Here is a 14,499-nt window from a genome sequence, read left to right as displayed (position 1 = left end):
TCACCGGTCCGTCCTGATGGGCGGCCGTCGCGGCGTGTCCATGTCGGATCGCCCTTCCTCCTGCTCACCATGCCACTGACGGCAACAAAGAGGTCTGATGTCTAAAGAAGATATGATTGAGTTCAGCGGCCAGGTCGTTGAACTGCTGCCCAACGCGATGTTCCGCGTGAAGCTCGACAACGAGCACATGGTCCTGGCCCACACCAGCGGTAAGATGCGCAAGAACCGCATCCGCGTGCTGGCTGGTGACCGCGTCAATGTCGAGATGACGCCGTATGACCTGACCAAGGGCCGCATCACCTTCCGCTTCAAGTGAGTTCAGCCGTTTCCCAGGATCGGCCCGCTCCGCTGACCGCACCCGCCCGCCCGCCGCTGGTCCTGGCCAGTGGCAGCCCGCGACGGGTCGACCTGCTGGCCCGCATCGGCATCGTGCCGGATCGCATCCTGCCCTCGGACATCGACGAGACGCCGCGGAAGGACGAGCTGCCCCGGCAGCTGGCCGCCCGCCTCTCCCGCGCCAAGGCCATGGCCGTGGTGCCGCTGGCCGAAGGCAGCCTGGTCCTGGCCGCCGATACGGTGGTCGGCGTCGGCCGCCGCATCCTGCCCAAGGCCGAGACGGAAGCCGAGGCACGCTCCTGCCTCGACCTGCTCTCCGGCCGCCGCCACCGGGTCTATACCGGCGTGGCGCTGGCCGTGCCGGATGGCCGGGTGCTGACCCGGCTGGTGGAGAGCGTGGTCACCTTCCAGCGGCTGACCCAGCAGCAGATGGACGCCTACATCGCCAGCGGCGAGTGGCACGGCAAGGCCGGTGGCTACGCCCTGCACCAATCGGCGGAAGTCTTCGTCCGCTTCCTCTCCGGCAGCCATTCCAACGTGGTCGGCCTGCCGCTGCACGAGACGGCGCAATTGCTGCGAGGCATCGGCTGGCTGCGTCCCTGATCCTGCTCAGCGTCTCCCCCGGCGAGCAGCGCACCGCGCTCCTGGCCGACGGGGTGCTGGAAGCCGCCTTCGTCGAGCGCCCGTCCCACCCCGAAGGCGTGGGGGACCTGCATGTCGGCCGCCTCGCCGCCCGCGCGCCCGCCATGGCCGGCGCCTTCGTGGCGCTGGCCGGCGGCGAGACCGGCTTCCTGCCCGATTCCGACGGCGCCAAGGGCCGGACCGAGGGCGAGTGGCTGCGCGTGGCCATCACCCGCGCCGCGCAAGGCGGCAAAGGCCCCCGTCTCGCCCACCGCCCGGCGCCCGAAGCCATCACTGGCCCGCCCCGCCTGCTCTCCCGCGGCCCGGACGCCGCTCTGCGCCTCGCCGCGCAGCATCCGGACGCCCTGGTGCAGACCGACAGCGCCGCCGCCGCCGCCCGCCTGCGCCCCATGCTGGGCGAACGTGTCAGCTTCTCCCCCCGCCCGGTGTTCGACGACGCGCTGGAAGCCGTGTTCGAGGAGTTGGCAGGGCACGAGGTCGCCCTGCAAGGCGGCGGCCGCCTGACCATCCACCCGACCCCCGCCCTGGTGGCCATCGATGTCGATGCCGGCGGCGTGGCCGGCGGGCGGGATGCCGCCGCGCATCTCAGCCTGAACCAGGCCACGCTGGCCGAGGCGGCGCGGCAGATCCGGCTGCGCCACTTGGCCGGCGCCATCCTGCTGGACCTGGCCGGCATGCCGATGGCCCGCCGCAAGGCGCTGCTGCCCGCCATGCAGCAGGCGGCGGCGGCCGACCCGCATCTTCGCGTCGTTGGCATCACCGGGCTTGGGTTGATCGAGTTGCAACGCCGCCGTGTCCATACCCCGTTGCACGAGGTGCTGGGCCAGCCGCCCAGCGCATTGACGCGCGGGCTGGCGGCGCTGCGGCGGGGCGTGCGGCAGGCCCAGGCGCGCCCCGGGGCGCCGCTTGTGCTGACGGCGCACCCGGCCGTGTGGCAGGCGCTGCGCGATTGCCCCGGTGCGCTGGACGCCTTCACCCAGGCCGCCGGGCCGCTGACATTCCAGGCCGACCCGCTTTGCCCATCCGGAAGGGAGGATATCCATGCCGGCTAAGCCCAAACTCGCCACCTGCCCCATCTGCGGCAAGCCGACCGTGGCCGAGCACCGCCCATTCTGCTCCGCCCGCTGCCGCCAAGTCGATCTCGGCCGCTGGCTGAAGGGCGACTATGTCATCCCCGGCCCGCCGCTGGCCGAGGAAGACGAGGAGAAGAGCTGAAACGTCGCGCGACGGAAATAACCGGCATGGAGCACTGGACAGGCCCCATGGCTTCGGATATTTCCGCCTCGTTCGCAGGGATTGGCCGGAACGGTCATGAACTGTCTGGGCCCAGATAGCTCAGTTGGTAGAGCATGCGACTGAAAATCGCAGTGTCGGTGGTTCGATTCCACTTCTGGGCACCATCTTTTCCTTCGATCCGAAGGGTTTAACGGCAGGCCATTGGCCTGCCGTTTTGCGTTGCGCGCCCTCAGCCCTCGCGCCGGAACAGCAGCATCAGGTTGTTGGCCGGCATCTCCACCACCTCCGGCGCCCCGAAGCCGCAGCGCCCGGCAAGCGCCGCGACCTCCCCCACCTCCCGCAGGCCCCAGGCCGGGTCGCGCTGCCGCAGCTCGGCATCGAAGGCGGCATTGCCGGGTTCCAGCTTCTGGCCCTTGCGGTGGTAAGGCCCGTACAGCGCCAGCAGCCCGCCGGGGCCCAGCAGCCGCGCCGCGCCGGCAAACAGGCCCTCCGCCGCCGCCCAGGGCGCGATGTGGATCATGTTGATGCACAGCACCACGTCGGCCCGCAGCACCGGCCAGTCGTCACCGGCGGCATCCAGCGGCAGGGCGGGCAGCACGTTCGGCAGGCCGGCAGCCCAGGCGTCGATGCTGGCGCGGCCCTCCGGCTGCGGCTCTGTCGGCTGCCACCGCAGGCCGGGTAGCGCCTGCGCCAAGTGCAGGATGTGCTCCCCGGTGCCACTGGCCACCTCCAGCACTAGGCCGCTGGGCGGCAGATGCGGCTTCAGCGCTTGCAGGATCGGGTCACGGTTGCGGGCGGCGGCGGGGGCGCTGCGGCGGGCGTCATCGGTCATGCCCCTTCATCGCACCGCGCCGGGCGGGGCGCCATCGGCGTCACCCACGCAGTCCGGGATACGCACTTCCGCCGGCCGGTAGCGTCCAGCCCTGCGGAGCGCTGTCCCCCAGCCAGGCTCGATGCCTCTTACATCGGAATGACATGGGCTTCTGATTGGCCGGGGCACCGCTGGGACGTCTGTGCACCGGCATCGAAGGCGATGGGGCAGGAAGGCCGGGGAAAGAATTCCCCGGGCCCCTTCTTTTCCTTTTTCGAGTTTTGGCGGTGTGGCTGTTGGAAAGGCGGTCTTGGGGGACGGCTGGGTGCACCAGGGGTCATAGACCTCTGGCGACTGACGGTTCAGCCAGCATGGCCCATTACTAAAATCTAGCAGCGTCCGTTCTCAGTCCTGAAGCGTCACGCCAAACTTGCAGAAAAGAAAGAAGGGGTCCGGGGAATTCCTTCCCCGGCCTTCTCCCCCACCAACGACTCAGGTCAGGCCGAAGCCCCCGGCAGCGACGCTTCCAGCCCCGCCACGATGAAGTCCACGAACAGTTCGAAGCTGCCATCCATCGGGGCCGTGGCGCCGTTCTGCCAGCGCAGGATGAAGGCGCGGTTGGCCAGGCCGGGCAGCAGGCGGGCGATCTGCGGGTAGCGCGCGGCGTCGGCCGCGGCGAGGTTGGCCTGGATGCCGGATTGCCAGGAGGGCAGGTCCTCCGTCGGCATCTGCGCCAGTTCCTGCGTGACGAAGCCGACCAGCGCGGCCTGCACGGCGTTGTAGCTCTCGCACAGCCGCGCATCCGGCACGCCGGCTTCCACCAGCACGGACAGGATGGCCTCGACCAGCGCGAGATCCGGGCGGAGGTTGGAGACGGTGTCGGCGCCGATCAGCGGCGCGGTGTTGGGGTGGCGCCGCACGGCGTCGCGGAAGCGGGCGAACAGGCTGCGCAGCCAGGCCTGCCAGCGCTGCCCCGGCAGGCGCGGCGGCACCACGTCCCGCAACACCAGGCTGATGACCTCGGCCACCACCGCGTCGCGGTTGCCGATATGCCAGACGATGACGCTGGCATTGACGCCGAGGCTGCGGGCCAGCCCGCGCAGGCTGAAGGCGGCCAGGCCCTTGCCGTCGATCTCGGCCAGCGCGGCGTCCAGGATCGCGTCCCGGCTCAGCCCGACGGCGACCGGCGCGGCGCGGGAGCGGCGTGTGGCGCTGGCCCTGGTGGGCGACGTCTTCGGGGACGCCCGGGGTGACGGGGGCTTTCTTGCCACGCTGTTCCTGACCTTCCCCGCATCCCCTCGCGCAGCGTCCTCATATCAACTGCGCGGGGCTGGAGGAAGCCTCTTGCGCAGCGCTCAAGACTGTTATCAACTCGTGGCAACCGAAGCGAAACGATCCGCGCCGGTGACAACAGGTTCGGATGCGAGGCTCTCATGGACGGCGCACGGACTTCCCCCGAGATCGGCTTTGGCCAGCAGGCCTTCACGCGCCCGCCCGGCGCGCCGCCCCTGCCCCGCATCGCGCGTGGCGAGGGCGTGTGGCTGATCGATACCGAGGGCAAACGTTATTTCGACGCGTCCTCCGGCCCGGTGGCCAGCAATCTGGGCCATGGGCATCCGCGCATCCTGGCGGCGATGGAGGCGCAGGCGCGGCAGGCCGTGTTCGCCTATCCCAGCCAGTTCGAGAGCGCCGCCAACCTGGAATTCGCAGAGCGCCTGGGCCGGCTGGCCGGGCCGGGGCTGGACCGGTCCTTCATCGTCTCCGGCGGCTCGGAAGCGGTGGAGAGCGCCATCAAGTTCGCGCGGCAGCACGCCGTCGCCACGGGCGAGGCCTCGCGCTGGAAGGTGATCGGGCGGCAGCCGGGCTATCATGGCAACACGCTCGGCGCGCTCGCCGTCTCGGGCGATGAGCATGCGCATGAGGTGTTCGGGCCACTGCTGCGCGCCGTGCCGCGCGTGCCGGCGCCGCTGAGCTACCGGCTGCCGCCCAACCACACGGTGGAAAGCCATGCACGCGCCTGTGCCCAGGCGCTGGAGGACGCCATCCTCCGCGAGGGGCCGGAGACGGTGCTGGCCTTCATCATGGAGCCGGTGGGCGGCCTGGCGACCGGCGCGTTGGTGGCGCCCGATTCCTACTACGCCACGGTGCGGCAGATCTGCACCCGCCACGGCGTGAAGCTGATCTATGACGAGGTGATGAGCGGCGCCGGGCGCACCGGCCGCTTCCTGGCCGCCGACCACTGGCCGGATGCGCGGCCGGACATTGCCGTGCTGGCCAAGGGACTTTCCGCCGGCTACGCGCCGCTCGGCGCCGCACTGGTCTCGGCCGAGATGGTGCGTGTGGTGGCGGAGGCCGGCGGCTTCATGCACGGCTTTACCTACAACGCCCATGTCATGAGCTGCGCCGTGGGCGCCGCCGTGTTGCGGGAGGTGGAGGACGCCGACCTGGTGGGCAATGCCGCCCGCATGGGCGAGCTGCTGCTCGGCAAGCTGCAGGCGCTGGCGGCGCACAGCCCGCTGGTCGGCGACATTCGCGGCAAGGGCCTGTTGCTGGCAGTGGAGCTGGTGGCGGACAAGCACAGCAAGGCGATGATCCCGCTGGAGAAGGTAGCGCCGGCGCGGGTGCAGCAATTGGCGCTGCGGCACGGACTGGCACTGTATTGCCGGCGTACCTCGCGCGGCGCGTATGGGGACTGGCTGATGCTCTCCCCACCCCTCACCGTCACCGCCGAGGAGATCGGCATTCTTGCAGAGCGGCTCGGCGCCGTTCTGGACGACTACGCCGCCGAGCTGCGGGCGGACGGCATCCTGCACTGAACATCGTCGATGCTGGCGGAGGCCACGGGCCAGGCGTGGCCGGACATGCGGGCTCCAACAGCATCTCTCGCACATAGGGGAACAGGCTATGCGTCAGAAGATCACGCGCCGAGGCGCACTCCTGCTCGGCGGCGCGACGCTCGCGGCGCCATCCCTCTCCCGCGCGCAGCGGGCCGACCCGCGCGTGTTGCGCTTCGTGCCGCAGGCGGCGCTGTCGATCACCGATCCGATCGCATCGCTGGCCGGCGTCGCGGTCAATCACGGCTTCTATGTGTATGACACGCTGTATGGGCTGGACGCGCAGATGCGCGTGAAGCCGCAAATGGCGGAGGGGCACACGACCTCCGCCGACGGGCTGACCTGGACGATCCGCCTGCGCGAAGGCCTGTTCTTCCATGATGGGGAGCCGGTGCGGTCCCGCGACTGCGCCGCCAGCCTGCGCCGCTGGTGCAGCCGGGATACGTTCGGCCGCACGCTGGGCGCCGCCGTCGCCGAATGGAAGGCGCCGGATGATCGCACGCTGGTCATCCAGCTCACCCGCCCCTTCCCGCTGTTGCTGGAGGCGATGGCGAAGCCCGGCACCAGCCCTGCCTTCATCATGCCGGAGCGGATCGGGAATACGGAGGCGACGAAGCCGCTCTCCGAGGTCATCGGCTCCGGCCCCTATCGCTTCGCGGCGGATGAGTTCGTGCCGGGCAGCCGCGCCGCGTATCGCAAGTTCGAGCGCTACGTGCCGCGGCAGGAGGCGCCGGAATGGACCTCCGGCGGCAAGGTGGTCAACTTCGACCGCGTCGAGTGGATGATGATGCCGGACCAGGCCACCGCCGCCGCCGCGCTGCAGGCGGGCGAGGTGGATTGGTGGGAACAGGTGGGCGCGGATCTGATCCCGCTGCTGCGCCGCAACCGGGACATCACCATCGCGAATGGCGACCCGGCCGGCTACATGGGCGTGCTGCGCTTCAACCACCTGCATCCGCCCTTCAACAACCCCAAGGCGCGGCAGGCGGTGCTGGCGGCGGTGAGCCAGCCGGACTTCATGGGCGCCGTCACCAACAGCGATGACACCGCCTACAATGTCTGCCACGCCTTCTTCCCCTGTACGACGCCGTATGGCCGCGCGCCCAGCCCGGACCCGATGGCGGAGGCGAACCTGGACCGCGCCCGCGCCCTGCTGAAGGAAAGCGGCTATGCGGGGGAGCGCATCGTGCTGCTGAACCCGTCCGACTTCGCTTCCATCGCGCCCTTCGGGCTGATCGCGCACGACCTGCTGACGCGCATCGGCTTCAATGTCGACCTCATCGCCACGGATTGGGGCAGCGTGCTCAGCCGCATCGTCAGTCGCAAGCCACCGGCTGAGGGCGGCTGGAACCTCTTTCCGGTGTGGTGGAGCGGCATGGGCATCGTCACCCCCAGCCAGAACGCGCTGATCCGTGGCCAGGGCGATGGCGGCTGGACCGGCTGGTACGAGAGCAAGGAGATGGAAGCGATGAACGACCGCTGGCTGTCCGCCGCCGATGAGGCGGAACGGATGCGCCTTGGCGCGCAGATGCAGGACCTGGCCTTCCGCGATGTGCCGACGGTGCCGCTGGGGCAGTTCTTCATCCGCACCGCCTACCGCAAGTCACTGACCGGCATGCTGGAAGGGCCACGCCCGGTGCCCTGGAACCTGCGCCGGGTATGACGGGGATGTTGCCGCCGGTCACCGGTTACCTCGATCGCCTCTCCCGCCGCCCGGGCGAGCGGATCACCGCTTATGTCAGCCTGCGCAACCCGGGCGCCTGCCGCGCGCGGCTGGTGCGGGTGGTCTCGGCCGACCCTAACCCGGCCGGGCCGGGGCTGGATCTGCGCCCGGTGCCGTTCGACTATGGGTTCGAGGGCGTGCACCAGCCGGTGCGGCTGGGCTCCAGCGGCGTCGTGCGCGGCACGCCCGCCCTGGCGGCATCGCAGGCGCGTAGCTGGGCGGTGCTGGTGCAGGTGCTGGCCGAGTTGCCGGCCGCCACGGTGCTGGCGGCGGAGGGCGGCGCGGATGGCATCGTGCTCCGCGCCGGCGCGGCGGGGGTGGAGGCGGAGATCAGCCTCGGCGGGACCGTGACGCGGCTGCGGACGGAGAGGCCGCTGCGCCCGATGGTGTGGTACCGGCTGTGGCTGGCGCATGACCCTGCCACCGGCCGCGCCGTGCTGGGCCAGCAGGCGCTGGGCCTCGCGGATGGCGCCACTGCCAGTGCGACGACGCCGGTGGCGCGTGTGGCGCCCGTCAGCGCCATCACCTTCGCCGCGCGGGATGCGGCGGCGCCCAGGGACCACTTCACCGGCAAGCTGGAGGACCCGCTGGTGGCGGCGGGCTTTGTGGAGTCCTGGCCGGACCCGCTGATCCTGCCCTTGCCGGCGCAGACGCTGGCGGCGCGGTGGGATTTTTCCGACGACATCATGGGCGACGGCATCGCCGACCGGGGTCCGGGCGGGCTGCATGGCCGCGTGCTGAACGCCCCGACGCGCGGCGTGGTCGGCGCGGCATGGAGCGGGCGGGAAACCTGCTGGCGGCACGCGCCCGCCGAGTACGGCGCGATCCATTTCCACGCGGACGACCTGGACGATTGCGGCTGGGCACCCTCCTTCACCTTCGAGGTGCCGGCGGAGCTGCGCAGCGGCGCCTATGCCTTCCACCTGACCTGCGCGGAGGGCGAGGACTGGCTGCCCTTCTACGTGCTGCCCGCGCGGAATGGGCCGCATGCGGCGGTGGCGGTACTGGCTTCCACCTTCACGTATCAGGCCTACGCCAACCATGCGCGCGGCAACGCGGATGCGGCGTACAAGGAACGCGTGGTGGCCTGGGGTGCCTATCCGCACAACCCGGATGACGTGCCGGGCTTCAGCCACTCCACCTATAACCGCCACCCGGATGGCAGCGGCATCTCGCTCTCCTCCCGCCTGCGGCCGATCCTGACGATGCGGCCGGGCTTCCTGACCTTCAACGACGCCAAGGGTTCCGGCCTGCGGCACTACCCGGCGGATTCGCACCTGCTGGCGTGGCTGGAAGCGCGCGGCATCGCCTTCGACATCATCACCGACGAGGATCTGGACGACGAAGGCGAGGTGGTCCTTTCACCCTACCGCGTCGTGCTGACCGGTTCGCACCCCGAGTATCATACCGAGCGGATGCTGGATGCGCTGATGGCGTACCGGGACCATGGCGGGCGGCTCTGCTACCTCGGCGGCAACGGCTTCTACTGGCGCATCGCGCGGGACCCGGCGCGGCCGCATCTGATCGAGATCCGCCGGGCGGAGGGTGGCATCCGCGCCTGGGCGGCCGAGGCGGGCGAGTACTACCACCAGTTGGATGGTGCGCTGGGCGGGCTGTGGCGGCGCAACCGGCGGCCGCCGCAGGCGCTGGTCGGGCTGGGCTTCAGCGCGCAGGGGCTGTTCGAGGGCACCTATTACCGCCGCCTGCCGGCCTCCGAAGATCCGCGCCACGCCTGGATCTTTGACGGCGTGCCGGAGGTGATCGGCGATTACGGCCTCTCCGGCGGTGGCGCGGCGGGGTTCGAGCTGGATCGCGCCGACCCGCGCCTGGGCACGCCGCCGGGCACCGTGATCCTGGCGCGTTCAGCGGTGCCGCCGGCTTCCTTCGTGACGGTGCCGGAGGAATTGCTCTCCCACATCGCCACCGTCACCGGGGAGAGCCCGGAGGCGCTGAAGCGGGCGGAGATCATCTATTTCGACGTACCGGGCGGCGGCGCGGTCTTCGCCGTCGGCTCCATCACCTTCTGCGGCAGCCTGTGGAACGGGGCCGCCTTCGATGGCCCGGCCTCCCGCATGCTGGAGAATGTGGTGCGCCGTTTCGCGGCCGCGCCGTAGCGTGCCTTCCTGGCCCCGACGATCAGAAGGGGCCGGGCCAACCGCCTTCCACCCATCAGAGAGGGGCACCGCCGCGATGACATCGACCGGTATTGAACGCCGCAGGCTGTTGCAGGCTTCCGGGGCGGCGCTGCTGCCGCTGGCGGCGCCCCGGCTGGCACGCGCCGCCAGCGCATCCACCCTGCGCTTCGTGCCGCAGGCCAATCTCTCCTCGCTGGATCCGGTGTGGACCACGGCGGCGGTGACCATCACCCATGGCTACTGCGTGTTCGACACGCTCTACGGTGTCGATGGGCAGATGCGGCCGCAGCCGCAGATGGCCGCGGGTGCCAGCGTTTCCGACGACCGGCTGACCTGGCTGATCACGCTGCGGGACGGCCTGCGCTTCCATGACGGCGCGCCGGTGCGGGCGCAGGATTGCGCCGCCAGCCTGCTGCGCTGGAGCAAGCGTGACACGTTCGGCCAGACGCTCGGCGCGGCGGTGGAGGCGTTCGAGGCGGCGGATGACCGCACCATCCGCATCCGCCTGAAGCGCCCCTTCCCGCGCCTGCTGGAGGCGATCGGCAAGCCGCATTCCTCGCCCGCCTTCATCATGCCGGAGCGGCTGGCGATGACGGACCCGAACAAGCCGGTGACAGAGATGGTCGGCTCCGGCCCCTTCCGCTTCGTGGCGGATGAGTTCGTCTCCGGCAGCCGCGCCGTCTATGCGCGCTTCGATGGCTACCAGCCGCGAGAGGGCGCGCCGGAATGGACGGCCGGCGGCAAGCAGGCGCATCTGGACCGGCTGGAATGGATCGTGATGCCGGACCCGGCGACGGCCGCCGGGGCGTTGCAGGCTGGCGAGATCGATTGGTGGGAACAGGCGCTGCCGGACCTGGTGCCGACGCTGACGCGGCGGCGCGGCATCACGGTGCAGCGGCAGGACCCGTATGGCTTCATCTCCCACGCGCGCTTCAACCATCTGCAGCCGCCCTTCAACAACGTGAAGCTGCGCCGCGCCGTCCTCTCCGCCCTGCGGCAGGAGGATTACATGCAGTCGATCGTCGGCGGCGATGCCGATTCCTGGAAGCTGTGCCGAGCGATGTTCCCCTGCGGCCTGCCGGACGTGACCGAGGCCGGGGTGGCGGACATGCCGCAGCCGACCAACCTGGATGCCGCCCGCGCGGCGGTGAAGGCCTCCGGCTACAACGGCGAGTTGGCGGTGGTGCTGAACCCGGCCGATTATCCCTCCATCTCCCCGCACGGGCTGCTGACGGCGGAGCTGCTGCGGCAGCTCGGCCTCAAGGTGGACCTGCAGGAGATGGACTGGGGCACGGTGCTGCAGCGGCGCCTCTCCCGCGAGCCGGTGGAGAAGGGTGGCTGGAGCGTCTACCACACCAACTGGCCGAGCGTGTCCATCGCCAACCCGGCGATGAACGCCACCATCCGCGGCCAGGGCAGCACCGGCTGGACCGGGTGGTATGAGAGCGCGGAGATGGAGCGCCTGACCCTGCAATGGCTGGACGCGGCGACGCCCGAGGATAACCGGCGCCTGATGGACCAGATCCAGCGCGTGGCGTTCGACGACGTGCCGAGCCTGCCGCTGGGCCAGTATTTCTCCCGCACCGCGTTCCGGGACAATGTGACGGGCGTGCTGCCAGGTTCCGCCGCGTTCTTCTGGAATGTGCGGAAGGGCTGAGAGATGACGGAGCAACCATCCCTCGCCGCCGATGCCGCCCGTTTCGACGTGGTGATCCTGGGCGGCGGCTCGGCCGGGTGCGTGCTGGCGGCGCGGCTGAGCGAGGAAGCATCCCGCAGCGTGCTGCTGGTGGAGGCCGGGCAGGACCTGCGCCCGGGGGAGATGCCGGCGGACATCGCTTCCCCCTATCCCGGCCGGGCGTATTTCAACACGGACTGGACCTGGCCGGGGCTGCGCGTCGGCATGGGCAAGGACCCTTCCAATACCGGCGACGCCACCATCCGGCCGTATGAGCAGGCGCGCATCCTGGGCGGCGGTTCCTCCATCAACGGCATCGGCGCCAACCGAGGCTCCCCGCATGATTACGCGGAGTGGGCGGCGGAGGGGGCGACAGGCTGGGGCTGGGCGGATGTGCTGCCTTACTTCCGCAAGCTGGAACACGATCTGGAGCTGGGCGCGGAGACCGACCTGCACGGGCAGGACGGCCCGCTGCCGATCCAGCGCGTGCCGCGCGCCCGGCACACGCCCTTCGCCCGCCAGGTGGAGGCGGAGCTGGGCCGGCAGGGCCATGCCTCGCGCGAGGACCAGAACGGGCGGTGGGAGGACGGCGTCTTCCCCATCACCGTCAACCTGGACCGGGAAGGCCGGCGCACCTCCACCGCCACCGTGTACCTGACCACTTCGGTGCGGGCGCGGCCGAACCTGACACTGTGGACCGGCACGGAAGCCGAGCGGGTGCTGTTCCAGGGCCGGCGCGCCGTGGGCGCGCGGCTGCGGCGGGATGGCCGCGTCATCGACGTGGCGGCGGGGCTGGTGATCGTCAGCAACGGGGCGCTGCATTCGCCGGCGTTGCTGTTGCGCAGCGGCGTCGGGCCCGGGCGGGCGTTGCAGCAGCTGGGGATTCCCGTGGTGGCGGCGCGGGAGGGCGTGGGGCGGAACCTGCTGGAGCATCCCTCCATCGGCGTTTCCGCCTTCATCCGGCCGGATACGCGGCTGCCGGGCGGCGAGCACTACCATATCCAATCCATCCTGCGCTGGTCCTCGGGGCTGGAGGGAACGCCGCCGGGGGACATGCACCTGGCGGTCAACACACGCTCCGGCTGGCACGCGGTGGGGCACCGCATCGCCACGCTGTTCAACTGGGTGAACAAATCCTACTCGCAGGGCAGCGTCACCCTCGCCTCGCCCGACCCGGGCGTGCGGCCGGCGGTGGATTTCCGCATGCTGTCGGATGAGCGGGACCTGGTGCGGCTGGCCCAGGCCTTCCGGCTGGCGGCGGGCGTGCTGCGCGCCCCCGCCATGGCGGGTGTGGTGCTGGAGGCGTTTCCCTCCACCTACTCCGCCCAGGTGAAGAAGCTGCTGCAGCCATCCTGGCAGAACGGCGTGCTGACGGCGCTGGCCGGACCGGTGATGGACCGGGTGCCGATGGTGCGTTCCCGCATCCTGGCCATGGCGCAGGAGGGCAACGCGCCGCTGGACGTGCTGTGCCAGGACGAGGAGGCGCTGCGGCTGCACCTGCGGCGGCATGTCGGCGGTGTCTGGCACCCCTGCGGTACCTGCCGCCTGGGCGCGGCGGATGACCCGATGGCGGTGTGCGACCCCGATGGCCGCGTGATCGGGGTGGAGGGGCTGATGGTGTGCGATGCCTCCGTCATGCCGACCATTCCCTGCGCCAACCTGAACGTGCCGGTCATCATGATCGCCGAGAAGATGGCGGATGGGGTGCGTGCCGCCGGGCGGGCGGCGGCAGGCGGGCCAGTGGCGGGCGCCACGGCCGCCTGAGGCGGCGGCAGTCACGCGGGCATGGACCGACGGCATGCGACCCGCGCCATGAGCCGGTGCGCGTGCCCGAAGCCACCGGCGGCGCCTGCAACTTGCGCTTGGCCGGGCGTGGCGATGACGGGCAAGATCGGGTCAATCCCTGGGAGGAATCCAGCCCATGCGCCGCCGCTCTGTTCTGTCCGGCTCGGCCGCCGCGTTGTTGGCGGCGCCGGCCCTTGCCCAGATGCCGCATCACGGCATGCCCGTGCCGTCCGAGCAGATGTCACCCCTGCGCGGGGCCGGGCCGGTGACGCTGACGCCGGAGCAACTGGCGCAACGATCCGTCGACAGCCCCGCCCCGGCCGGTGCGCCCGGCCGCTGGGAACCCCGCGCGCCGCTGCCGCTACCGCGTAGCGAGATGGCCTGGGCTACCGCCTGGAATGGCAAGATGCATGTGCTGGGCGGCTATGCCGAGCAACGGGTGGACCGGCCCTACCACCATGTCTACGACGCCGCCGCCGACCGCTGGAGCACGGCGGCACCGCTGCCGCGCGGCGCCAATCATGTGGCCGTGGTGGCCGATGCCGGGCGCATCTACGCGCTGGGCGGCTTCACCGAGCAGAACCGCGCGGCGCATGACGGCGCCTATGTCTATGACGTGGCGACCGACCGCTGGCAGGAGATCGCGCCGCTGCCCCGCGCCCGTGGCGCCGCCGCGGTGGCGGTGCTGGATGGCCTGGTCTACCTGATCGGCGGCGCGACGGACCCGTCCGGCGAGCGCGCCAGCGTCGGCTGGCACGAGGTGTACGACCCGCGCACCGACCGCTGGGAACGCCGCAAGCCGCTGCCCGGCGCGCGGGACCATGCCGGGGTGCTGGCCTATGGCGGCGGCATCCACATCGTCGGTGGCCGCTTCAACACCTTCGAGTACAACACGCCCCTGCACCATTTCTACGTGCCCGGGCGCGACATCTGGCTGGAACGCGCGCCGATGCCGACCACACGCTCCGGCCACGGCATGGTGCTGCTGGCCGGCCGCTTCTGGGCCATGGGCGGCGAGACCGGGCGCTTCGAGAACAACACCCTGACCGGCACCGTGCACGGCCAGCTGGAAAGCTACGACCCGGCCACCGACCGTTGGCAAAGCCACGCCCCGATGCCGACGCCACGGCACGGGCTGGGCGCCGTGGCCATCGGCGAACGCATCTACGTGGCCGGCGGCGGACCAGTGGTGGGCGGCGGCATCCAGACCTCGACCCACGAGGCGTTCATTCCGGGGTGATGGCGGGTGTGGCGAAGCGGGAAGGCTGGGGAATGAATTCCCCAGACCCCTTCTTTTTTCTTCGAGTTTGGCGTGGCGCTTC

At 70.9% G+C, this 14,499-nt stretch carries 12 protein-coding genes and 1 tRNA gene; 11 read left to right on the top strand and 2 right to left on the bottom strand.

What is annotated here, in order from left to right; all coding sequences use genetic code 11:
• Nucleotides 1-97: 97 nt before the first annotated feature.
• The 5 genes from infA to IBL26_RS04005 all read left to right on the top strand — a co-directional run bounded on the left by infA (nt 98) and on the right by IBL26_RS04005 (nt 2,378).
• Nucleotides 98-316: a translation initiation factor IF-1 gene (gene infA / locus IBL26_RS04025; RefSeq protein ID WP_007003972.1), complete on the top strand. Its 219-nt coding sequence runs from the start codon at nt 98-100 to the stop codon at nt 314-316.
• Nucleotides 313-939, top strand: a complete 627-nt coding sequence (locus tag IBL26_RS04020; RefSeq protein ID WP_408901893.1) for a Maf family protein — start codon at nt 313-315, stop codon at nt 937-939. The genes infA and IBL26_RS04020 overlap by 4 nt, the downstream gene beginning before the upstream one ends.
• A 53-nt stretch (nt 940-992) precedes the next feature.
• The gene (locus IBL26_RS04015; RefSeq protein ID WP_367615364.1) at nt 993-2,030 is read left to right on the top strand and encodes a ribonuclease E/G; all 1,038 of its coding nucleotides are present in this window, start codon (nt 993-995) and stop codon (nt 2,028-2,030) included.
• Complete coding sequence (gene yacG, locus IBL26_RS04010) at nt 2,020-2,193, top strand: DNA gyrase inhibitor YacG (protein ID WP_187783163.1); 174 nt, start codon at nt 2,020-2,022, stop codon at nt 2,191-2,193. The genes IBL26_RS04015 and yacG overlap by 11 nt, the downstream gene beginning before the upstream one ends.
• A 109-nt stretch (nt 2,194-2,302) precedes the next feature.
• Nucleotides 2,303-2,378: transfer RNA gene (locus IBL26_RS04005), tRNA-Phe, on the top strand.
• Nucleotides 2,379-2,443: 65 nt separating this feature from the next.
• Here IBL26_RS04005 and IBL26_RS04000 read toward each other — a convergent pair.
• The gene (locus IBL26_RS04000; RefSeq protein WP_187783162.1) at nt 2,444-3,046 is read right to left on the bottom strand and encodes a DUF938 domain-containing protein; all 603 of its coding nucleotides are present in this window, start codon (nt 3,044-3,046) and stop codon (nt 2,444-2,446) included.
• 476 nt (nt 3,047-3,522) lie between these two features.
• Nucleotides 3,523-4,296: a TetR/AcrR family transcriptional regulator C-terminal domain-containing protein gene (locus tag IBL26_RS03995; protein ID WP_187783161.1), complete on the bottom strand. Its 774-nt coding sequence runs from the start codon at nt 4,294-4,296 to the stop codon at nt 3,523-3,525.
• A 162-nt stretch (nt 4,297-4,458) separates the two neighbouring features.
• On the opposite strand from IBL26_RS03995, the gene IBL26_RS03990 reads away from it, so the two are divergent.
• The 6 genes from IBL26_RS03990 to IBL26_RS03965 all read left to right on the top strand — a co-directional run bounded on the left by IBL26_RS03990 (nt 4,459) and on the right by IBL26_RS03965 (nt 14,417).
• A complete protein-coding gene (locus IBL26_RS03990) occupies nt 4,459-5,841 on the top strand; it encodes an aminotransferase family protein (protein WP_187783160.1) in 1,383 nt (460 codons plus the stop codon).
• A gap of 88 nt (nt 5,842-5,929) precedes the next feature.
• Nucleotides 5,930-7,522 carry an ABC transporter substrate-binding protein gene (locus IBL26_RS03985; protein ID WP_187783159.1) on the top strand — a complete coding sequence of 531 codons (1,593 nt, stop codon included), beginning with the start codon at nt 5,930-5,932 and terminating at the stop codon, nt 7,520-7,522.
• The gene (locus IBL26_RS03980; RefSeq protein WP_241748976.1) at nt 7,519-9,696 is read left to right on the top strand and encodes a N,N-dimethylformamidase beta subunit family domain-containing protein; all 2,178 of its coding nucleotides are present in this window, start codon (nt 7,519-7,521) and stop codon (nt 9,694-9,696) included. The genes IBL26_RS03985 and IBL26_RS03980 overlap by 4 nt, the downstream gene beginning before the upstream one ends.
• Before the next feature lie 76 nt (nt 9,697-9,772).
• Nucleotides 9,773-11,374 carry an ABC transporter substrate-binding protein gene (locus IBL26_RS03975; protein WP_187783158.1) on the top strand — a complete coding sequence of 534 codons (1,602 nt, stop codon included), beginning with the start codon at nt 9,773-9,775 and terminating at the stop codon, nt 11,372-11,374.
• A 3-nt stretch (nt 11,375-11,377) separates the two neighbouring features.
• Nucleotides 11,378-13,156, top strand: a complete 1,779-nt coding sequence (locus IBL26_RS03970; RefSeq protein ID WP_187783157.1) for a GMC family oxidoreductase — start codon at nt 11,378-11,380, stop codon at nt 13,154-13,156.
• Between the two features lie 157 nt (nt 13,157-13,313).
• On the top strand, nt 13,314-14,417 hold the full coding sequence (locus IBL26_RS03965; protein WP_187783156.1) for a Kelch repeat-containing protein: 1,104 nt from the start codon (nt 13,314-13,316) through the stop codon (nt 14,415-14,417).
• Nucleotides 14,418-14,499 lie beyond the last annotated feature (82 nt).

The organism is Teichococcus aerophilus (assembly GCF_014490485.1).
Classification (GTDB): domain Bacteria; phylum Pseudomonadota; class Alphaproteobacteria; order Acetobacterales; family Acetobacteraceae; genus Pseudoroseomonas; species Pseudoroseomonas aerophila.
Note: the sequence above shows the minus strand (reverse complement) of the source record. Positions and strands in the feature narration are given on the sequence as shown.